This window comes from Nocardiopsis sp. M1B1, assembly GCF_052466615.1.
In genome coordinates, this window is the sequence record NZ_CP196194.1 from 6,749,131 (window position 1) to 6,769,721 (window position 20,591).

16 protein-coding genes are annotated in these 20,591 nt (G+C 73.3%); 8 read left to right on the forward strand and 8 right to left on the reverse strand.

From position 1 onward, the window contains the following. Positions 1-282: 282 nt before the first annotated feature. Positions 283-2,133: a phosphogluconate dehydratase gene (gene edd, locus ACSTA4_RS29250; RefSeq protein ID WP_444961887.1), complete on the reverse strand. Its 1,851-nt coding sequence runs from the start codon at positions 2,131-2,133 to the stop codon at positions 283-285. Next, a complete protein-coding gene (zwf, locus tag ACSTA4_RS29255) occupies positions 2,130-3,608 on the reverse strand; it encodes a glucose-6-phosphate dehydrogenase (protein WP_444961888.1) in 1,479 nt (492 codons plus the stop codon). The genes edd and zwf overlap by 4 nt, the downstream gene beginning before the upstream one ends. Before the next feature lie 213 nt (positions 3,609-3,821). Between zwf and ACSTA4_RS29260 the strand changes: the two genes are divergently transcribed. From ACSTA4_RS29260 to ACSTA4_RS29270, 3 genes are all read left to right on the forward strand, one after another. Beyond that, positions 3,822-5,009, forward strand: a complete 1,188-nt coding sequence (locus tag ACSTA4_RS29260) for an ROK family protein (protein WP_444961889.1) — start codon at positions 3,822-3,824, stop codon at positions 5,007-5,009. A gap of 313 nt (positions 5,010-5,322) precedes the next feature. After that, positions 5,323-5,991, forward strand: a complete 669-nt coding sequence (locus ACSTA4_RS29265; protein WP_444961890.1) for a hypothetical protein — start codon at positions 5,323-5,325, stop codon at positions 5,989-5,991. A gap of 691 nt (positions 5,992-6,682) precedes the next feature. After that, on the forward strand, positions 6,683-8,482 hold the full coding sequence (locus tag ACSTA4_RS29270) for an LCP family glycopolymer transferase (RefSeq protein WP_444961891.1): 1,800 nt from the start codon (positions 6,683-6,685) through the stop codon (positions 8,480-8,482). Between the two features lie 353 nt (positions 8,483-8,835). Here ACSTA4_RS29270 and ACSTA4_RS29275 read toward each other — a convergent pair whose 3' ends face one another. Further along, positions 8,836-10,185, reverse strand: coding sequence for a hypothetical protein (locus ACSTA4_RS29275; RefSeq protein WP_444961892.1), 1,350 nt, complete (start codon positions 10,183-10,185; stop codon positions 8,836-8,838). Positions 10,186-10,533: 348 nt separating this feature from the next. Next, the gene (locus ACSTA4_RS29280) at positions 10,534-11,499 is read right to left on the reverse strand and encodes a hypothetical protein (protein ID WP_444961893.1); all 966 of its coding nucleotides are present in this window, start codon (positions 11,497-11,499) and stop codon (positions 10,534-10,536) included. Between the two features lie 313 nt (positions 11,500-11,812). On the opposite strand from ACSTA4_RS29280, the gene ACSTA4_RS29285 reads away from it, so the two are divergent. Continuing rightward, a complete protein-coding gene (locus ACSTA4_RS29285) occupies positions 11,813-13,558 on the forward strand; it encodes a GAF domain-containing protein (RefSeq protein ID WP_444961894.1) in 1,746 nt (581 codons plus the stop codon). 121 nt (positions 13,559-13,679) lie between these two features. Here ACSTA4_RS29285 and ACSTA4_RS29290 read toward each other — a convergent pair whose 3' ends face one another. From ACSTA4_RS29290 to ACSTA4_RS29300, 3 genes are all read right to left on the reverse strand, one after another. After that, complete coding sequence (locus ACSTA4_RS29290) at positions 13,680-14,351, reverse strand: response regulator (RefSeq protein ID WP_212642159.1); 672 nt, start codon at positions 14,349-14,351, stop codon at positions 13,680-13,682. Between the two features lie 208 nt (positions 14,352-14,559). Continuing rightward, the gene (locus ACSTA4_RS29295; protein ID WP_444961895.1) at positions 14,560-16,074 is read right to left on the reverse strand and encodes an amidase; all 1,515 of its coding nucleotides are present in this window, start codon (positions 16,072-16,074) and stop codon (positions 14,560-14,562) included. 29 nt (positions 16,075-16,103) lie between these two features. Continuing rightward, on the reverse strand, positions 16,104-17,123 hold the full coding sequence (locus tag ACSTA4_RS29300; protein ID WP_444961896.1) for a D-2-hydroxyacid dehydrogenase: 1,020 nt from the start codon (positions 17,121-17,123) through the stop codon (positions 16,104-16,106). Positions 17,124-17,425: 302 nt separating this feature from the next. On the opposite strand from ACSTA4_RS29300, the gene ACSTA4_RS29305 reads away from it, so the two are divergent. From ACSTA4_RS29305 to ACSTA4_RS29320, 4 genes are all read left to right on the forward strand, one after another. Next, entirely contained in the window at positions 17,426-17,908 is a 483-nt protein-coding gene (locus ACSTA4_RS29305) for a DUF3830 family protein (RefSeq protein WP_248772765.1), read from the forward strand. 115 nt (positions 17,909-18,023) lie between these two features. After that, positions 18,024-18,824: a maleate cis-trans isomerase family protein gene (locus ACSTA4_RS29310; protein ID WP_444961897.1), complete on the forward strand. Its 801-nt coding sequence runs from the start codon at positions 18,024-18,026 to the stop codon at positions 18,822-18,824. A 30-nt stretch (positions 18,825-18,854) separates the two neighbouring features. Beyond that, positions 18,855-19,607, forward strand: a complete 753-nt coding sequence (locus ACSTA4_RS29315; protein ID WP_444961898.1) for a maleate cis-trans isomerase family protein — start codon at positions 18,855-18,857, stop codon at positions 19,605-19,607. A 54-nt stretch (positions 19,608-19,661) separates the two neighbouring features. After that, positions 19,662-20,345: a GntR family transcriptional regulator gene (locus ACSTA4_RS29320; protein ID WP_444961899.1), complete on the forward strand. Its 684-nt coding sequence runs from the start codon at positions 19,662-19,664 to the stop codon at positions 20,343-20,345. Between the two features lie 39 nt (positions 20,346-20,384). Here the strand turns inward: ACSTA4_RS29320 and ACSTA4_RS29325 are convergent, their stop codons facing one another. Further along, a complete protein-coding gene (locus tag ACSTA4_RS29325) occupies positions 20,385-20,561 on the reverse strand; it encodes an antitoxin VbhA family protein (RefSeq protein WP_274975494.1) in 177 nt (58 codons plus the stop codon). Between the last annotated feature and the right edge of the window lie 30 nt (positions 20,562-20,591).

The window sequence follows — 20,591 nt, forward strand, 5'->3', positions numbered from 1 at the left end:
TACTGTCGGGCTGGCAGAAAGTCAGGTCTGTGGAGCTGATGTAAGACCGATGGGCGGCACCCCGTCCCCCGCCGTTAGTTCGGGTCGGCAACCGGCGACGAAGCAGAAAATTCAACCCGCGAGGGAAGAATCTCCCCGCTTCAGCTGGGAGAGAAGTCAAGTCGTGTCTCTCCAGGGTCGTTCGAAGGTCTGGGGTGGGCGCGCCGCGGCCGCGGGGGCGTGCGTGGCGGGTGTCCGCCGCACGCCCCCGGGCCGGTCCCCCGGCGCGCCCGGGCCGGCGGGTCAGAGTCCGAAGACCCCGGCACCCCTCTCGGCGGGGCCGACCGCGCCGCGCAGGGCCGCGAAGAGCTCCCGGCCGGTGCCGGTGGCGGAGTCCACGGTGGGACGGGCGGGCTCGCGACCGGTCAGGTCGGCCAGCACCTCCAGTGTGCCCGTGGTGGCGTCCAGGCGGATGGGGTCGCCGTCGCGGACGTAGGCCAGCGCGCCGCCCGCCTCGGCCTCGGGGGAGACGTGGATGGCGGCGGGCACCTTGCCCGAGGCGCCCGACATGCGGCCGTCGGTCACCAGCGCCACCTTCTGGCCCCTGTCCTGGAGCACGGCCAGCGGCGGCGTGAGCTTGTGCAGCTCGGGCATGCCGTTGGCGCGCGGCCCCTGGAAGCGGACCACCGCGACGAAGTCGCCGGTCAGCTCCCCTGCGGCGAACGCGTCCTGGAGCTCGGCCTGGTCGCCGAAGACGCGGGCGGGCGCCTCCACCACGTGCCGCTCCGGCGCGACCGCGGACACCTTGATGACGGCGCGGCCCAGGTTGCCCGACAGCATGCGCAGGCCGCCGTCGGGGGCGAAGGGGTCGTCCGTACCGCGCAGGACGGAGGTGTCGCCGCTCTCCTTGGGGCCGTCGACCCAGGTCAGCTCGCCCCCGTCCAGGTTCGGGACCTGGCGGTAGCGGCCCAGGCCCTCGCCCATCAGGGTGCGCACGTCCTCGTGGAGCAGTCCGGCGTCCAGCAGGGAGCCGATCAGGTGGGCCATGCCGCCCGCCTCGTGGAACTGGTTCACGTCGGCGGCGCCGTTGGGGTACATGCGGGTGAGCAGCGGCACCACCTCGGACAGGTCCGCGAAGTCGTCCCAGGTCAGCTCGATACCGGCGGCGCGGGCGATGGCGACCAGGTGCAGGGTGTGGTTGCTGGAGCCGCCGGTGGCCAGCAGGGCGACCACGGCGTTGACGACGGCCCGCTCGTCGACCTGGCGGCCGACCGGGTTGTAGGAGTCGCCCAGGGCGGTGCGGGCGAGCACGCTGCGCCCGGCCTCGGCGGTCAGGGCCTCGCGCAGCGGGGTGCCCGGCTGCTCGAAGCTGGCCCCGGCCAGGTGCAGGCCCATGACCTCCATGAGCATCTGGTTGGAGTTGGCGGTGCCGTAGAAGGTGCAGGTGCCGGGCGAGTGGTAGGCGGCGGACTCGGCCTGGAGCAGCTCGCGGCGGCCCACCTGACCCTCGGCGAAGCGCTGGCGCACGCGGGCCTTGTCCTTGTTGGGCAGGCCCGAGGGCATGGGTCCGGCGGGCACGAACGCCACCGGCAGGTGACCGAAGGACAGGGCGCCGATCAGCAGGCCCGGCACGATCTTGTCGCACACGCCGAGCATCAGCGCGCCGTCGAACATGTCGTGGGAGAGGGCCACGGCGGTGGCCATCGCGATGACGTCCCGGCTGAACAGGGACAGCTCCATGCCCGCGCGGCCCTGCGTGATGCCGTCGCACATGGCGGGCACGCCCCCGGCGAACTGGGCGACGCCGCCCGCCTCGGCCACGGCGGCCTTGATCACGGCCGGGTAGGACTCCAGCGGCTGGTGCGCGGAGAGCATGTCGTTGTAGGCCGAGACGATCGCCAGGTTGGGCGTGACGTCGCCGGACAGCTTGAGCTTGTCCGAGACGCCGCAGGCCGCGAACCCGTGGGCGAGGTTGGCGCAGCCCAGGGCTGAGCGGGCGGGGCCCTCGGCCGCCGCCGCGTCGATCCGCGCCAGGTAGGCGGACCGGGTGTCGGCGCTGCGCTCGGCGAGGCGCCGGGTGACGTCTGCGACGACGGGGTGGACGGCTGGTCCGTACCCTGCGGTGTCGGCGTCGCCGGGGATGTGCGCGGTCATCGGGGTCGCTCCTCTTCGTACCACGTACGGCCTGTTCGGCCGATGAGCCGGTGCGCGCCCGCGGGGCCGGCGCTTCCGGCTGGATAGGTCTCGGGGGTGGTGCTCAGGCCGTTCCACGCCTCGATGACGGGGTCCACCCAGCGCCAGGCGGCCTCGACCTCGTCGCGGCGCATGAAGAGGGTGGAGTCACCGGCCAGGACGTCCGTCAGCAGCCGCTCGTAGGCCTCGGGCGAGCGGGTGGCGAAGGTGTCGGCGAAGCTGAGCTCCAACGGGGCGGGCCGCAGCCGCAGCGCTCCGGCGCCGGGCGTCTTGGCCAGCATGGTCAGGTGTATGCCCTCGTCCGGCTGGAGCCGGATGACGAGGCTGCCCGCGCCGGGCAGGTTGGTGCCGGGGAAGATCGTGTGCGGCACCTCGCGGAAGCGGATGACGATCTCCGAGCGGGCGTGCGACATGCGCTTGCCGGTGCGCAGGTAGAAGGGCACCCCCGCCCAGCGCCAGTTGGCCACCTCGGCGCGCAGGGCCACGAAGGTCTCGGTGTCGCTGAGGGCGGGTCCGCCGGGCTCGTCGAGGTAGCCGAGCACCTCCGACCCCTGGATGGAGCCGCGTCCGTACTGGCCGCGCACGGTGTCCTCGGCGACGCGGTCCCCGGCGAGGGGGCGCAGCGACTGGAGGACCTTGAGCTTCTCGTCGCGGACGGAGTCGCGGTCGTAGCTGGCCGGGGGCTCCATGGCGGTCAGGCACAGCAGCTGGAGCAGGTGGTTCTGGACCATGTCGCGCATGGCGCCGGAGGTGTCGTAGTAGCCCCGGCGCCCGCCGACGCCGACGGTCTCGGCGGCGGTGATCTGGACGTGGTCGATCCAGCGGGAGTTCCACAGGGGTTCGAGGAAGACGTTGGCGAACCGCAGCACCAGCAGGTTCTGCACCGTCTCCTTGCCCAGGTAGTGGTCGATGCGGTAGATGCGCGACTCGTCGAAGACCGCCCCCACCGCGTCGTTGACGGCGCGGGAGGAGGCCAGGTCGCGGCCCAGGGGCTTCTCCATGACCACGCGGGAGTCGGGGGTGACGAGCCCGGCGTCGCTCAGGCCGCGGCAGATCGCGCCGGAGATCATCGGAGGGACGGCGAGGTAGAAGACGCGGTCGCGGTCGGGGCCGAGGGCGGCGGTGAGGGCGTCCCAGCCCGAGGGGTCGCCGCCGACGTCCACGGTGACGTGGGAGAGGCGCTCCAGGAACCGGTGGAGCACGTCGGGCTCGGCGACCTGGACGGCGTGGTGGCCGCGGACCGCGGAGGCGGCCTTGTCCCTGAGGTCGGCGTCGGTGAGGCCGTCGCGCGAGACGGCGACGACGCGGGTCCCCCCGTCCAGGTGGCCGTCGCGGTCCAGCAGGTACAGGGAGGGGAGGAGTTTGCGCATGGACAGGTCGCCGGTACCCCCGAAGACCACCAGGTCGGTGGCACGGGACGCGGACTGCTGCGGCATCTTCGGTCTGCTCCAGCGGGGAGGGAAGGGGATGGGGAGCGGGGGGCGGAGTGTGACGCAGGCGGGGGGGGGTGCGGGGAGGCGGTGCGGACGCGCGGGACGTCCGGCCCTTTGAGCCTAAGCCCGACTATGGTAAAAAACCAAGCACACTTGAGAACAATTATTTACATAACCTCCCAGCCTTGTAGTCGTAACCTCGTGGTTGAATGAGCTATGGCCAGAACCCCCGGACGCCTGTCCTCTGCTGCCACCAGCGGCCACATCCTGGAGCTGATCCGCTCCGGAACCGCGACCAGCCGCTCCGAGATCGGCCGGGTCACGGGCCTGTCCCGTCCCTCCGTCGCCCTGCGGGTCACCGAGCTGATCGGCGGCGGACTCGTCACCGAGGGCTCGGGCGCGGTCTCCAGCGGCGGACGGCCGCCGACCCTGCTGGAGTTCAACGCCGCCAGCGGCCTCATCCTCACCAGTGCCCTGGGCATGGTCCGCAGCCAGGCCGCCGTGTGCGACCTCGACGGCGAGGTCCTCGTGCGCACCCCGGGCTCGCCCGCCATGGAGCAGGGCCCCGACGCCACCCTCCCCTGGCTGCTGGACACCTGGTCCGAGCAGATCGCCTCGCTCGGCCGCGACCCGGGCGACGTGCGCGGCGTGGGCATCGGCCTGCCCGGGACCGTCGAGTTCCACGCGGGCCGCGCCGACGACCGCCCCTTCCTCGGCAAGTGGGCGGGCGTGGCGCTGGCCCCGCTGGTCGCCGAGCGCTTCCCGGTGCCGGTGATGGTGGACAACGACGTGAACGTGATGGCGCTCGGCGAGCACATCGCGGGCGGGCACGGGCACCCCGACGACATGGTGTTCGTGAAGGTCTCCACGGGGATCGGCGCGGGCCTGCTGTCCGGCGGGCGGCTGCTGCGCGGTTCGCTGGGCGCCGCCGGGGAGATCGGGCACATCCCGGTGCGCGGCGCGGGCGGGCTTCCGTGCCGGTGCGGCAACACCGACTGCCTGGAGGCGGTCGCGGGCGGGCGGCGGCTGCTGGAGAGCGCCGCCGAGCAGGGGTGCGAGGCGCGGACGCTCAAGGACCTGGTGGCGCTGGCCTCGGGGGGCGACCCGGCGGCCGTCACCCTGGTCCGGGAGGCCGGGCGCAGACTGGGCGAGGCCCTCGCGGGGGCGGTGAACCTGCTCAACCCCGAGGTGATCGTGCTGGGCGGCGACCTGGCCGAGGCCTATGACCACCTGGTGGCGGGTGTGCGCGAGGTGGTGTTCCAGCAGTGCACCGCCCTGGCCACCCGGCAGCTGCGCGTCGTGGCCAGCTCCCTGTGGGACGACGCCGGCGTGCGCGGCTGCGCGGCCATGGTGACCGAGGAGATCCTGTCACCGGAGGCGGTGAACAAGCTCCTGGCGGGCTGAGCGCACCGACCGCCCCGTTCTTCGTCCACAGGCTGTGGACGGGGAAGTTACCTCCGCTCCTGACCGGGAATCCTCGCACGGGAGGGGATCGGCCCCCTCCGGCAGCCGCTGCGACCCGCGACCGAGCCGTGCCCCCGCGCTCACCCCAGTTGAACTGCGACGACGCGCTCGTCGGCGCGTACTCGCCCCGCACCCGCACTTGACAACCGCCCCGGGTGTGACGAATAGTCACCGAGCATCACCCCCGCCCCGCACACCTCCGTCACCCCCGTGGCCGCGCCCGTGCGGACCCCCGCCCGGAAAGGTCCCCGCCGTGTTCCCAGAGAACCCCCTCGTACTGATCCTGTTGGGTGCCGGAATCAGCCTGGTCACCAGCGTCGTCGTCACCGCCGTCCAGGCCCGCCTGGTCAGGCGCGACTCCATCCGCACCTCCTCCCGCGCCTCCGCCCGCACCCTCACCAGCGCCTTCATCGCCGAACGCGACTCGGTCGACGGCGGCGACAGCTTCCTCGCCGAGGCGGAACTGACCGTCATGTCCATGACCGACCGCAAGACGCGGGACCGGCTGCGCGACGTCATCCGCCTGCTGCGCGAGCGGGCGCTGCCGGAGATCGAGGAGCTCAGCGGGGTCAGGTCCGAGCGCTCCCGTCAACTGCTGTGCGACCACGCCCTGGAGGTGCTCGGCGCGCACCTGCGTTCCGAGAAGCTGCCCGAGGTGCCCGCCGCGATCCGCAAGATGCTGTCCGTGGAGGAGGAGGCGCTGAGCATCCACTCCGGCGAGACCCCGCGTCCCGCCGAGCCCATCACCAAGAGCGCGGTCACCCCGCGCCCCCGGCACACCGGCGCCAAGCCCGCGGCCCCGGCCCGCAAGCCCGCCAAGAGCGCGGCCAAGACCCCCGCCAAGCCCGCGGCCAAGGGCGGGCGCTCCTCCTCCGCGGCCGCGGAGGAGCCCGCCAAGGAGAGCGCCTTCTGGGACGACTGACCAGGTCACGCTCCGCCGACCGCCCGCTGTCCCCGCTCCGCGGGGCGCGGGCGGTCCGCGTTCGCCCCGACGGCGACCGGACATAGGCGTTTCAAGCGGACAAGCCGGGGAAAGTCAGGCGGACGGACGCCGGGAGACGACCACGGGGGCTGAGGAATTGTGCGGCGCAATTGCGGTCAGGCCCCTCGCCCGGGGACAACCCGCGCGCGCGGACGGGAAGAACTTGACCTAGGATCTCTGCCACGCACACGTTTTCCGTGCCCTGGGCCGCACCCGCTTCCCGGTGCTGCCCGTGCCCCGTGGGCCGCCCCCGAATCCCCAGGAGGCCCCGGATCCGGCGACCGCCCGCCGCTGACGTTCCGCGCGTTCCCCGCCCTCCCCCGCACTCGGACGCGTGTCCCTCCGGCCCGGCGTCCGACCGCTGGCACGTCCCGCCGTCCGAACTCACCGAGATTGCACGATGCCCGCTGACGAGAAGCCCTCTGCCTCCGGCAGGGACCACACACCAGACGACAGGCCCGAGGACGGCTCCACACCCGGCTCAGGGTCCGCGAACACCGGCGGCGACGCGGCCGGTGGGGACACCACCGCGCCCGGAACCGGGGCTGACGGGACCGACCGGGACCATGGAGCGGACGAGACCGAGGGGGCGGAGGAGGTCGGAAAGGCTGAAGAAGCCCCCGAAACCGGTGTGACATCAGACACCGATGGCTCCCAGGAGGCTCAGAAGGCTGGCGAGCCCGCCGGTACCGAGGAGGCCGCCGAGGCTGACGGCGCACAGAGCCCCGCCGGTACCGAAGAGGCCTCCGGAACCGAGGAGACCGCCGGGGGTGAGAAGCCTGTTGAGGCCGAGGAGACCCCCGAGGAGCAGACGGCTGGGCCTGCCGCCGGGACCGAGGGGAACACCGGGACCACGGAGGCCGCCGAGGCCGGTGGAGCCAGTGCCTCAGAGGGAGCCGCCGGAACCACGGAGTCCGGAGAGGATGCCGAGACCGGCATGACCTCAGGCACCGGTGGTGCCCAGCATGCCGAGGAGCCCGCCGAAAGCGTCGAGGCCGGTGTGGCTGACAAGACCTCAGGGACCGATGAGGCCGCAGGAGCCACCGGGACCACGGAGCACGGTGGGGCTGCCGGAGCCAGCCCCACGCCCGAGACCGCTGAGGCCACCGAAACCGCGGGGACCTCCGAGGCCGCAGGGGCTACCGAAACCCCGAGGGCGGCTGAGCACGGTGAGGCTGCCGAGGCCGCTGGGGCTACCGAGACCTCAGGAACCGCTGAGGCCGCCCCGGGCGCGGACGCCCCGACCGCCGCCGCTCCCGCCCGCACGAAGCGCCGCCGGACCGGCAGGATCCTGGTGTGGGTCGCCGCGAGCCTGGTCCTCGTCCTGGCCGCCGGGGTCGGCACCGCCTACGGCTACTACCGCTCGCTGCGCTCGGACATGGTCCAGTACGACATCGACGGGCTACTCAAGGAGGAGGACCGGCCCGAGAGGATCAACGACTCCGTCAACATCCTCTTCATGGGCACCGACGGCTACGAGGAGGGCAGCACCGCCTACTCGACGGAGTTCGAGGGCGAGCGTTCGGACTCGGTGATGCTGGCGCACATCTCGCCCGAGAGCCGGGTGTCGGTGATCAGCTTCCCCCGCGACTCCCTGGTGGCCCTGCCCGACTGCGACCCCTACGGCGACACCGAGGGCACGTCCGGTTACTTCGGCATGATCAACGCCGCGATGTACCACGGCGGACCGCCCTGCGTGGTCCGCACCATCGAGTCGCTGAGCGACGTCCGCATCGACCACTTCGTGCACCTGAGCTTCATGAGCTTCCGGGACGTGGTGGACGCCATCGGCGGCGTGGACATGTGCATCCCCGAGCCGATGGAGGACAGCCGGTCCAAGCTCGACCTCGACGCGGGCCAGCAGACGCTCGACGGCGACGAGGCGCTGTCGTTCGTCCGGGCCCGCTACGAGATCGGCGACGGCGGCGACATCGGCCGCATCGACCGCCAGCAGATGTTCCTCGCGGCCCTGGCCGACCAGGTGACCAGCAACGACGTGATCACCGACCCGGGCAGGCTCAACGCCGTCCTGCGCGCGGTGGCCGAGCACAGCGCCACCGACAGCGCCCTCACGTTCGACCGGATGCTGTCGATCGCCGTGACCCTGGCGGACGTGGAGCTGACCGACATCGAGTTCCACACCGTGCCCTGGTACCAGGCGCCCTCCAACCCCAACCGGGTCCTGTGGTACGAGGACCAGGCCGAGGAGCTGTTCACCGCCGTGCGCGAGGACCGGCCCCTGCCCCTCACGATGGCCGACGAGGCCCCCGTTCCCCAGGACCCGCCCGGGGCCTCGCCCTCCCCTGCGGACGAGGACGTCGCGGACGCCTCCCCGGAGGACGACCCCGCCCGTCCGGGCGTGGGGCGCGACGCAACCTCCAACCCGTGCTCCGACGGCCTGGGCTACGGCACCGGCGACGAGCTGGAGTAGGACGCCGCGGAGGGGCCTTCGGGACTCCTGGAGCTTTCCGGGATCGCGGAGGCACCTCCGCCGCTCTTTCCGTGCCTTCCGGAACGCCGAGGGGCCCCGGGGCCGGTACGACTCTCCGTACCGGCCCCGGGGCCCCTTCCGTGTTCCCGGGGACGCCGGGCACGAAGGACCGCGGTTCCGGTCCCCCCGGTCCGGAACCGCGGTCGGGCCTCGGGCGGCGGAGACTCCGCCCTCCGCCGGTACGCGCCTGGAACCCCCACAGTTCCGTTCGGCGCCCCTCAGCGGAGGTGGTCCCGCTCACCGCCCGAGGCTCGTGCGCCCGCCACGACCGGCGGGCGCACGTTCCAGGGAGGTCAGGCGATGCTGTCGGGCAGCAGGTTCAGCTGGCTGGTGTCCACCTGGGGCCGACCCAGGTCGGGCATGCCGTCCACGCCCACCAGGTCGTTGCCCACGAAGTCGCCGGAGGGGTCGAGCTGCGTCGTGCGGACGGCGTCGACGGCGAGGTCCGCCACGTCCGAGACCTCGGGAGCGGCGGCCATGGGCAGGGTGCCCGCGGGCACGGGCAGCAGGTCGGCCGAGGCGTCGACGACGGTCTCGGGCAGCGAGGAGGCGCCCGCGGACATGGGCAGCTTCACGTCGTCGGACAGCACCAGGTCGGAGACCAGGTCGGCGGCGCCGCCGGTCAGGTCGGTGTTCTGGCCGTTGATGGGACCGGTGGGGGTGTCCGCGGCGGCCAGGGGAAGGGTGTCCCCGGACGCGGGCAGGGTGGTGTCCAGGCCGCTCAGGTCGGTACCGACCTCGTGCGTGCCCCGCTCGACCGAGGAGCCCAGCTGGTTGAGGCCGGTGCCGACCGTCTCCCTGGTGTCCTGGAGGGACAGGGAGGACTCCGGGTGCGACAGCGGCAGGGTGCCGCCGCCCGTCCCGCCACCGGCACCGCCGAGCAGCCCGCCCAGGATGTCCGAACCGCCCAACCCCGTGGAACCACCGCCCAGCAGACCGGACAGCGCGTCACCCGACACCGGGCCCGAGGCCAGCGGCTCCGTGGAGGCGTGCGACAGCGGCAGGGTACTGCCGCCGGTGTCCAGGCCCACGCCTTCGAGCAGGTCGGTTCCGCCCAGCAGACCGGACAGCGCGTCACCCGACACCGGGCCCGAGGCCAGCGGCTCCGTGGAGGCGTGGCTCAGCGGCAGGGTGCCGCCGCCCGTCCCGCCACCGGCACCGCCGAGCAGCCCGCCCAGGATGTCCGAACCGCCCAACCCGGCGGAACCGCCGCCCAGCAGACCGGACAGCGCGTCACCCGACACCGGGCTCTCGGTACCCGCCAGGGGCAGCGTCTCGCTGACGGTGTTCAGCTCCAGCGGCCCGACGTTGGTGGCGTTCTCCTCCCCCGCCCGGATCGGGGTGTCGGTGGAGACGGCGTTCCCGGCGACCGGGCCGAGGGGCTGCTCCTGGGCGGACTGGCGCCGCACGTTGGGCTGGGCGGAGATCTGGCCGGGCTCGACCTTGACCAGCTCGCCCAGGGGCGTGGAGACGCCCTCCGTCAGCGGCGCCGGAACCTGGCTGCCCAGGTCGTTCAGCGCGAGCCCGTCCGTGGCGCCACCGAGGGCGTCGGCCCCGGCGATCCCGGCGCCGAGGGCGACGAAACCCGCGGTGCTGGCGGCCACCAGCAGGGTCCTGGCAGAGGTGCGGGCGGTGTTGAACATGTCGTGTGTCCTTCCGGAATGTGGTCTGTGGCTCTCGCGTGGACGGCGTTCGTGTGCGCTTCCCGCCGTCCGACGGCTCCGCTTCCCTGGCCGGGGGGAGGGCTCCGTTCGGGTCCGGGCTTTCCGGTGGGAGAGCCCCCCGCGCCTGGAGGGAGCGGTGCGGCTCTACCGGTCATCAGTCGTGGATCTGGCTGGCCACTGACTGACGTGAACCTCGCCGTCGAGGTGCGCGGCTCACGTCAACCCCCAGAGGAGTCCGGTTCCTCACCCACCGTGACCGGTCGGAGGCGCTGCGGCTCTGGGAAGGGGCGTGCCAGGAGGGGTCGCTGGGCGACCGGAAGGAGACCGCTAGTCGGGCGAGAAGGTCGGCTCGTCCGCGGACTCGGCGGGGACCGCGAGCAGGACGTGCCGGGCGGCCTGGAGCTGGCCGGGCGCCGGTGCCGGGGCACCGGTGGTGGGCAGGTAGCCCGCGACGGCCGGAATCCCGCTGGGAGCGCCCTGGGCCGAACCCGAGGCGGAGCCGCCCAGCCCGGAGGGCGTGGCGACCGGATCGGAGACCAGCCGCGCCGGAGCGTTCTCCGCGGCCGGGTCGGCGTGCGCCCGGACGGCGCCCGCGGTGGTCCCGGTGACGGCCGGGACGAAGTGCGCGACGACCTCGGCGGGTGCGGACGGTACCGCTTCCCCGCGCTCGGCTCCGGTCCGCTCGTCCGTGTCGGCCGGGTCCGCGGACGGGTCCTGCGTCCGCGGCTCGGTGTCGGGGGCGTCGTCCTCGTCGAGGTACTCCCCGACGGGCTCGGTCACCCCGTGCACGGTGTCGCGGATCTGTCGGGCCACCTCGGGGGTCTCGGACACGTCGCCGCCGGAGACCCCGGCGGACGCGTCGAAGACCATCCGCGTGGTGCTCTCCCCCACCGCGGACACGGCGCCGACCAGCGGGTCGTTGATCCTGGCGGTCATGGGGACGGAGGTTCCGGCGTCCGCGGGCGCGGCGTCCGAGCGGTTCCCGGAGTCGGGGCCGCCCGTGTCCGTCCGGGCGGCGGAGCCCTGTCCAGAGCCGTCGCGCGCCGCCTCCGGGTGCTCCGCGACCGCCTGCGCGGCGGGTGCCCGCACGGTCGCGGCGACGGAGGCGGCCTGATGCACGAGGGTGCCGTTCGCCCCCTCCTCCTGCGCCCGCACGGGGTCGGAGGCCGTCAGCCACGCGGTGACCACGAGCCCGGAGACCAGGGCGGCGAGCAGCAGGGCCCGCCGCACCGGCGCGGGGAGCACGGCGGAACGAACGCCGGGGGCGCTCGTGAGACCGTGGACTCCAGACACCGGGGGTTCCTCTCCACCGTGGGGCGCGGACCGACACGCGGGGGCGGTCGGGGCCGGTCGCGCCGCGGCGAGCGGCGGCTCCCAGCCGTGGGACGGGAGGTCACAAGGGCCTCGTCGCGTCCGCTGATCGCGACGTTAGCATGAATTAGACGACCGGAACCCCGAATCCACAGGAATTCCCGCCCATCCGGAACCGGCCCCTGAACAGCAAGATGTGGCAAACCGGGGAAAAACCAACGACAATTCAACTATTACGCCCGAGGAAACGCGCATTGCCACAACGCCGACCGGCTCTGCGGAGGTTGACGGACACATGACTGAGATCCCCCAGAGCTCCTCCCTGTCCCCCAACAGCGTCGAAGAACTGCTGGACGAGGTGCGCTCGCTGGACCCGCGCATGTCCGCGCACGGCCGGGTGCACTCGCTGCTCCAGGCCGTCCTGGCCATCGGCGGTGACCTCGACCTGGCGACCGTGCTGCGCAGACTGACCGAGGCGGCGGCGCAGCTGACCGGCGCCCGGTACGCGGGCCTGGGCGTGATGGACGAGGACGGGGGCTTCAGCGAGTTCATCCCCGTGGGCCTGAGCGAGGAGCAGTCCCGGCGCATCGGCGGGTTCCCCCACGGCAAGGGCGTCCTGGGCGTGCCCCTGAACGAGCGCGCGTCACTGCGCCTGGCCGACCTGCGCGAGCACCCCGACTTCGAGGGCTTCCCCGAGGGCCACCCGCACATGGGCAGCTTCCTGGGCGTCCCCATCCAGGTGCGCGACGAGGTCTTCGGCAACCTCTACCTCACCGAGAAGGCCCGGGGCGCGGAGTTCGACGAGGACGACGAGGCGGTGGTGACCGCGCTGGCCACGGCCGCGGGTATGGCCATCGAGAACGCGCGCCTGTACGAGGAGGCGCGGCTGCGCGAGCGGTGGCTGGCCGCGTCCACCGAGGTCACCACGCGCCTGCTGTCGGGCGCCGACACCTCCGAGGTGCTCGCCCACATGGCCGCGCAGGCCCGGGAGATCGGCGGCGCGGACACGGCCGTAATCATGCTCCCCGACCCCCGCGCCCGGGGGCACCTGTTCGCGGAGATCGCGGACGGGCCCATCGCCCAGGAGATCCTGGGGACGCCGGTGGAGATCCACGACTCCGCGTGCGGGTGGGTGTACGAGTCGGGAGAGGCCCTGAGCGTCCCCGACCTGAGCCGGGCGAACTGCCCCATGCTCGCCCACCGCGGCTACGCCTCGGGCCTGGTGGTGCCCCTGGGCACCCCGGGGAACACGCGCGGGGTGCTGCTGTTGGGCAAGCTGTCCGACCGCGCCCCGTTCACCGCGGCGGTACGCCGCATGCTGCACGGGTTCTCCGTGCAGGCCGCGGTGGCCCTTGAACTGGCCGAGGCGCGGCGCGACACCGAGCGCCTGGCGGTGCTGGAGGAACGCGACCGGATCGCCAAGGACCTGCACGACGTGGTGATCCAGCGCCTGTTCGCCTCGGCGATGACGCTGATGAGCACGCTGCGGCTGATCGCCTCGCCCGAGGCCGAGGAGCGGGTGCAGCGGACCATCGACGAGCTCGACGGCACCATCCGCGAGATCCGCTCGACGATCTTCGCGCTCCAGAACCCGCCGAGCCGCAGGGACACGTCGCTGCGCGGACGCATCCTGAAACTGGCCGAGAACACCGCGCACAGCCTGGGGTGCCACCCCGGGGTGAGCCTGGACGGGCCGATCGACGCGTCCGTGCCCGACGACATCGGCGAGCAGCTGCTCGCGGTGCTCGGCGAGGGGCTGACCAACGTGGCGCGGCACGCGCGCGCGACGGAGGTGCACGTGTCGGTGGCGGTGGAGGAGGCCGCGACCACCGGGCGTCCCACCACCCTGACCCTGACGGTGACCGACAACGGCGTGGGCCTGCCCGGGCACGGAAGGCGCAGCGGTCTGCGCAACCTGGAGCAGCGGGCCCGGGCGCTGGGCGGCGGTTTCACCGCGCGCGGTAGCGAGGGCGGGGGCACGGTGCTGGTGTGGCGGGTGCCCCTGCGCGACGACGCCGTGCCGCCCCCGGACAGTTTCTGAGGGGACCGGGGACGCGGCCCCGGTCCCGGGCGGGCCCGGGACGACCGGGTCCGCCCGGGCCACCGGGACCGGCCCGGTGGCCCGGTGGCCCGGGCCACCGGGGCGGGCCGGGCAGCCGCGGTCAGTACCGGCGGCCGCGCAGTTCGGCGACGAGCACGGCGGCCTGCGTACGGCGCTTGAGGTCCAGCTTGGACAGCAGGGCGGACACGTAGTTCTTGACGGTCTTCTCCGCCAGGTACAGGCGCTCGCCGATCTGCCGGTTGGTCATCCCCTCGCCGATGAGGTCGAGGATCTGCCGCTCCTGCGGGGTCAGCTCGGCCAGCGGGTCCGGCTCGGCCTGGGCCCCGCGCAGCCGCTCCAGCATCGCGCCGGTGCTGCCCGAGTCCAGCAGCGAGCCGCCCGAGGCCACCGTGCGGACCGCCCCGACCAGGTCGGCGCCGTGGATCTGCTTGAGCACGTACCCGGCCGCTCCGGCCATGACGGCGTCGTACAGGGCGTCCTCGTCGGCGAACGAGGTCAGCATCAGGCAGGCGATCTCGGGGTGGTCCGAGCGGATCTCCCGGCACACCTGCACGCCCGACCCGCCCGGCAGCCGCACGTCCAGGACCGCGACGTCGGGCAGCACCACGGGAATCCGCGCCAACGCCTGCTCGGCCGTCCCGGCCTCGCCGACGACGGTCATGTCGTCCTCGGTCTCCAGCAGGGCGGCCACTCCCCGGCGGACCACCTCGTGGTCGTCCACCAGGAACACCCTGATCCGCTTGCGAACGCCCTCGGCTCCACCAACCGGCATCGGCCCATCCTCATCCCTGCGTCACCGCGATCAGACACCGCTCCGATGAAGACGGTAATACGTGCGGAGGCCCGCGCGCGGGCCCTTAGGCACCGAACTCCTCGGACGAAGGTCCTACAAACGGACAATTCTCCTCATCTGCGGAGCAAAGCGCCTGATCGCAGCGGGTGTGCGCGTGGCTCCCACGAGCCACGGAACCTTTCCGGATTCACGGCCTCCGGTCCGCCCAGGGACGGGCGAGCTCGAACGCGCGGCAGGCCTCAAGCACCCGGGCGTCGGCGTGCCGGGGCCCGACCACCTGGAGGCCCACCGGCAGCCCCGCCGCCGTGAACCCGCACGGCACGCTCGCCGCGGGCTGCTGGGTCATGTTGAACGGGTAGCTGAACCCCGCCCACGAGGTCCACCGCTCCCCCGCCAGCCGCGGCGGCGACTCCAGCCCCGCCTCGAACGCCGCGACCGGCATCGACGGGGTGAGCAGCAGGTCGTAGGCGTCGTGGAAGCGGCCCATCCGGGCGCCCATCTCCATCCGCAGCGCCATCGCGGTCAGGTAGTCCTGCGCCGAGTAGGTCAGCCCCTCCTCGACGATCTCCCGCAGGCCGGGGTCGAGCAGGTCCCGCTGGCGGTCCGTGAGCCGGTCCGTGGCCTTGGCCGCGCCGGAGTACCACAGCACGTGGAACTCCTCCCGGGAGTCGGGCAGGCCGGGGTCGGCCTCCTCCACCCGGGCGCCCAGCGCCTCGAACGCGGCCACCGCGTCGGCGACCGCGGCGGCCACCTCCGGGTCCACGTCCAGACCGCCCAGGGTGGGGCTGTAGGCGATCCGCATGCCCCGCACCAGCCGCTCGGCGTCGGTGCGCAGGCGCACGTCGCCGAGGCCGGGCGCGGGCGGCGCCAGCGCGGCCCAGTCGCGCGCGTCGGGCCGGGCCATGACCTCCAGCATCAGCGCCATGTCGCCCACCGTGCGGGCCAGCGGCCCGGTGTGCGCGAGCGACCCGAAGGGGCTGGCCGGGTAGTGCGGCACCAGGCCCCACGTGGGCTTGATCCCGCACACGCCGGTGAAGCTGGCCGGGATGCGGATCGAACCGCCCCCGTCGGTGCCGGTGGACAGCGGGGCCATCCCGGCCGCGACGGCCGCCGCGGACCCGCCGCTGGAGCCGCCCGGCGTGGTGGACAGGTCCCACGGGTTGCGGGTGACGCCGGTGAGCGGGCCGTCGGTGACGCCCTTCCAGGCCAGCTCGGGCGTGGTCGTCTTGCCGACGAACACCGCGCCGCTCTCGCGCAGCCGGGCCACCGCCGGGGAGTCCTCCTCCCAGGGCCCCTCCTGGGAGCTGGTGACCGACCCCTTCAGGGTGGGCCACCCCCGGGTGAGGTGGACGTCCTTGACCGAGACCGGAACCCCGTCCAGGGCTCCGGAGGGCTCGCCGCGCCGCCACCGCTCGGCGGAGGCGCGGGCGGCCTCGCGGGCCTCGTCCGGGCGCACCAGGCAGAACGCGTTGAGCGCCGGGTTGTCCCGCTCGATGCGCTCCAGGACGGAGTCGACGGCCTCCACCGGGGACAGCTCCCCGGCGGCGTAGACCGCGAGCAGCTGCTCGGCGGACAGGTCGGCCGGCCCGGAGGGCCCGCCGGAGCGCGCCTGCGGAACCGCGGTCGCCCCCGGGGCGCCCTCGGCCGCGCCGACGTCCGCGCTCGCGTCCTCGGTCCCGGCCCGGTCGGAACGGATCGTCACTTCAGCCTCCCGTGTCACGCCATCAGGGGTCAGCCGGGCACGTAGCCGCGGCTCTTGTCGACCACGTTGAGCAGTTCCCGCCCGTCCAGGTAACGGGCGAGGTTGTCGAGGAACAGGTCCATGAGGTCACCGCGCCAGCCGACGACGTCGCCCGACATGTGCGGCGAGACCACCGACCCGGGCAGCCCCCACAGCGGGGAGACCGCCTTGAGGGGCTCGTCCTCGAACACGTCCAGCGCGGCGCCCGCGATGACGCGGTGCTCCAGGGCCGCGGCCAGGTCGGCCTCGACCACGATGGGGCCGCGCGCCACGTTGACCAGCCGCGCGGTGGGTTTCATCAGCCCCAGGAAGCGGCGGTCGACCAGCCCCCGGGTGGCGTCGGTGAGCGGGGCGGCGACCACCACGTAGTCGGCCTCGGGGAGTTCGCCGGCCAGGGTCGGGGCGCCGTCGGCTCCGCGCTCGGCCAGGCTGGACTCGACCACGGAGCCGAAGTCGGGGTCTCCGCCGCGAGCGCGGCTGCCGGAGGCGTTCACGCGCATGCCCACGGCCGTCAGCTTGCGGGCGATGTGGCGCCCGATCGGCCCGGTCCCGACCACGAGGGCCCGCTTGCCGGACACGCGCTCGGTCTCCCGGTGCTCCCAGCGGTGCTCGCGCTGGTGCTCCCAGGTCTGCTGGAAGCCCTTGGCGAAGGCGATGACCTGGCCGAGCACGTACTCGGCGATGGGCTCGTCGAAGACCCCGCGCGAGTTGGTGACCACCGCCGGGCTCTCAACCAGGCCGGGGAACATGAGGTTGTCCACCCCGGCGGTGGCGGCGTGCACCCAGGACAGGGAGTCGGCCTTGGGCCAGGCGGAGACCAGCGCCTCGGTGAACAGGTCCCACACCAGCAGCGCGTGCGCCCCGGGCAGTCTGGCGGGGAGTTCGTCGGCGGTGGCGTAGACGACCTCGCCGAGCCGGGGATGGTCGTCCATCCGTTCGCGGCCGGGCGGGAGGTCGTCGCCGTGGAGGACGAGGAGTCTCGGTCGGTCGGGCGGGATGAGGCTGTTCACGGGCGTGCACTCTCCGGTTGGCGACGGTGGTTCAGAGAGGTCGTCGGGGACGGATCGCCCTGCACGGGAAACGCTAGGGAGCCGACATAGGATTGTCAACAATCCACAAATCGACTGTTCTCCCCGAAACCCGGGCCTCTCATGCCACCTCTGACCTGCCCGGGATACCCACTCGCACCGGGGTTATTGCCGCATCCGGGTTGTGGACCCTAGGATTGTCAACAATCAACAGCCCCGACGCCGGGGGTGTTCTCGCAGGTCCCGCTGCCCGACGTCGAAGGGACTACCCATTGCCCCGGTACATGACCATCACCCTGCCCAGGCGCGGGGTCTCCTGTGTCGCCGAACTCCTGGACAAGGACGCTCCCCGCACCTGTGAGGCGGTCTGGAACGCCCTGCCGCAGGGCGACGCGGTCCAGCACGCCAAGTACGCGCGCAACGAGGTCTACACGATGGTGCCGCGGTTCGCCGAGGCCGAGCCCGGCCAGGAGAACCCCACCGTCACCCCGATCCCCGGCGACGTCGTCTACTTCTCCTTCGACGGGGGCATGCTCGACCGCGCCTTCAAGGAGGACAAGGGGATCGGCCACCTGCCCGGCGTCATCGACCTCGCCCTCTTCTACGGGCGCAACAACCTGCTCCTCAACGGCGACGTCGGCTGGGTGCCCGGCAACGTGTTCGCCACCGTCGTCGAGAACCTGCCCGCCATGGCCGAGGCCTGCAACGACGTCTGGCGCTCGGGCAGCGTCGGCGAGCGCCTGGTGTACGAGCGCCTGGAGCGCTGACCGGCCCGCGAGCCGCCGCGACCGCGCCTCCGGGCGGCCCTCTGGCCCCGGCGCGGAGCGACCGCGTCCCCGCGGGGACGGCAACGACAACACACATCCGGGAGGTGAGTGACCGATGCGGACCGACGGAGAGCACACGAACGGCACCGGCGCGCAGCAGCAGGTCGTCGAACTGGCCGCGAGCACGCGGACGCCGTGGCAGGCGGGAGTCGGCGTCATCGCGCCCTACGACTTCGCGCTCGACCGCGAACTCTGGCGCTGGACGCCCGACGACGTCTCACTGCACGTCACGCGGTTGCCGTACGTACACGTACCGGTGACGGTCGACCAGGCCGCCGCCCTGTGCCGGGAGGAGCACGTGGCCCCGGCGGTCCGCGCGCTGCTCGCCCCCGAGCCGCTGGCCATCGGGTACGCGTGCGCCTCGGGCAGCTTCGTGCACGGCGCCCGGGGCGAACGGCGCCTGCACGGGGCCATGGTGGGCGCCGGGGCGCCCGCCGCCGTCACCACGTCCGGGGCGCTGGTCCAGGCCCTGGGGGCGCTCGGCGCCGACCGGATCGCCGTTGTCACGCCCTACGTGGACAGCGTGACCGACCGGCTCCTGGCCTACCTCGCCGAGCACCGCGTCGCCGTGACCTCCAGCGTGGGTCTGGGCCTGCTCAGCCACATCTGGCGGGTGACCTACGCCGAGGTGTCCGAGGCGGTGCACTCGGTGGACCGCCCCGACGCCCAGGCCGTGTTCATCAGCTGCACCAACGTGCTCACCTACGACATCATCGCGCCCCTGGAACGCGAGCTGGGCAAACCGGTGATCGCGGCCAACCAGGTGACCATGTGGGCCGTGATGAGGGCGGCGGGCCGCCAGGCCGTGGCCCGCGGACAGAGCCTGATCGACGTCGCCGCACCGAGTGCCGCGTGATGCGCGGGACGTGACGCAAAGGAGAGCCCAATGACCCGCGTCGGATTCCTCTACCCCGGGTTCAGCGCCGAGGACGACTACAAGGCCTTCGAGGGCCTGCTCGGAGGGGGCGTCGAGCTCCCCGTGGTGCACACGCTCATGCGCGAGGACGCCCACCGGGTGGACGCCCTGCTCGACGTCGGCGGCGAGGACGTGCTCGCCAGGGGCGCCCAGGAGCTGGCCGTGATGGAGGTGGAGGCCGCGGTGTGGGCCTGCACCAGCGGCAGCTTCGTGTTCGGCTGGGAGGGCGCCCGCAGGCAGGTCGAGGGGGTGCGCCGGCACACGGGCGCTCCGTCGTCGAGCACCTCGTTCGCCTTCGTGCACGCGCTGAGCCAGCTGCGCGTCTCTCGGGTGGCGATCGCCGCCACCTACCCCGACGACGTCGCCCAGAGGTTCGTGGAGTTCCTCACCGAGGCGGGGGTGGCCGTGCTGTCGTTGGCCAGCCACGGCATAGCCACCGCCGCCGAGGTCGGCGACCTGGACCCCGACGACGTCCTGGACTTCGTCATCTCCAACGACCACCAGCGCGCCGAGGCCGTCCTGGTGCCGGACACCGCCCTGCACAGCGCCCACCTCATCGAACCCCTGGAGGCGCTGCTGGGCAAGACCGTGCTCACCGCCAACCAGGTGAGCGTGTGGGAGGGGCTGCGCCTGGCGGGGGCGACCGCGGGCCGGGGCTCCGGACCGGGCATGCTGTTCCGCTCGGGTTCGGCCGCGGTCAACAGCGTCCTGGCGTCCCGTTAACCTCGACGACGCGCCCGCCGCGCGTCCCGTCCCCGATCCGAGAGGAGGGCGGCCATGTCCGCCCCAGGCCAGCTCAGACCCGTGCCCCGGCGTTCCACCGCCGAACTGATCGCCGACCAGCTGCGGTCCGCGATCATGTACGGCTCGCTCGCGCCGGGGGACCAGCTCGGCGAGTCCGAGCTGGCGGGTCAGCTCGGGGTGAGCCGCGGCCCCCTGCGCGAGGCGATGCAGCGCTTGGTGCAGGAGGGGCTGCTGCGCAGCGAACGGCACAGGGGGCTGTTCGTGCGCGAACTCACGCCCGCGGACGTGCGCGACGTCTACGTGGCCCGGCTCGCCGTCGAGCGGACCGCGTGCGAGCTGATCATGCGCGGCAACCGGGGCGAGGCCGTCGCCCGCCTCACCCCGGCCGTGGAACGGCTGGCCGCCGCGGCGGCGGGCCGCGACCGCAACGCCATGAGCGACGCCGACCAGGCCTTCCACCAGACCCTCGTCAGCTGCGCGGGAAACAGCCGCCTGGAGCGCATGGCGCAGACGCTGCTGGTGGAGACCCGGATGTGCCTGACGGTGATGCAGGACGTGTACCCGGAACCGGAGGAGCTCCTGGACGAGCACCGCCGCATCCTGGACGCGATCGTGGACGGGGCGGAGGAGGAGCTGCTGCGCCTGATCGAGGCGCACATGGTGGACACGGTCGCACGCATCAACGGCGGGGACGGGGAGTCCGCCCCCGAGGCCTAGGGTCTGTACACCGCCTAGGGGCACGGGCGCGCCGTCCGGTCACTCCCGCAGCCGGTACCTGGCCAGGATGCGCTCCCTGGCCTCCTCGAAGCTCATCTCACCGCGCGCGATCCGTTCCAGGTCCGCCCGCGCCTCCGGCGAAGGTTCACCGCCCGCCGCCCTGACCGAGGCCAGAGCGGCGGCGGTGTCGCCGTCGTGGGGGATTCGTGTGCCCATGGGGCGAGCGTAGGCGGTGCCGCGCCCGAG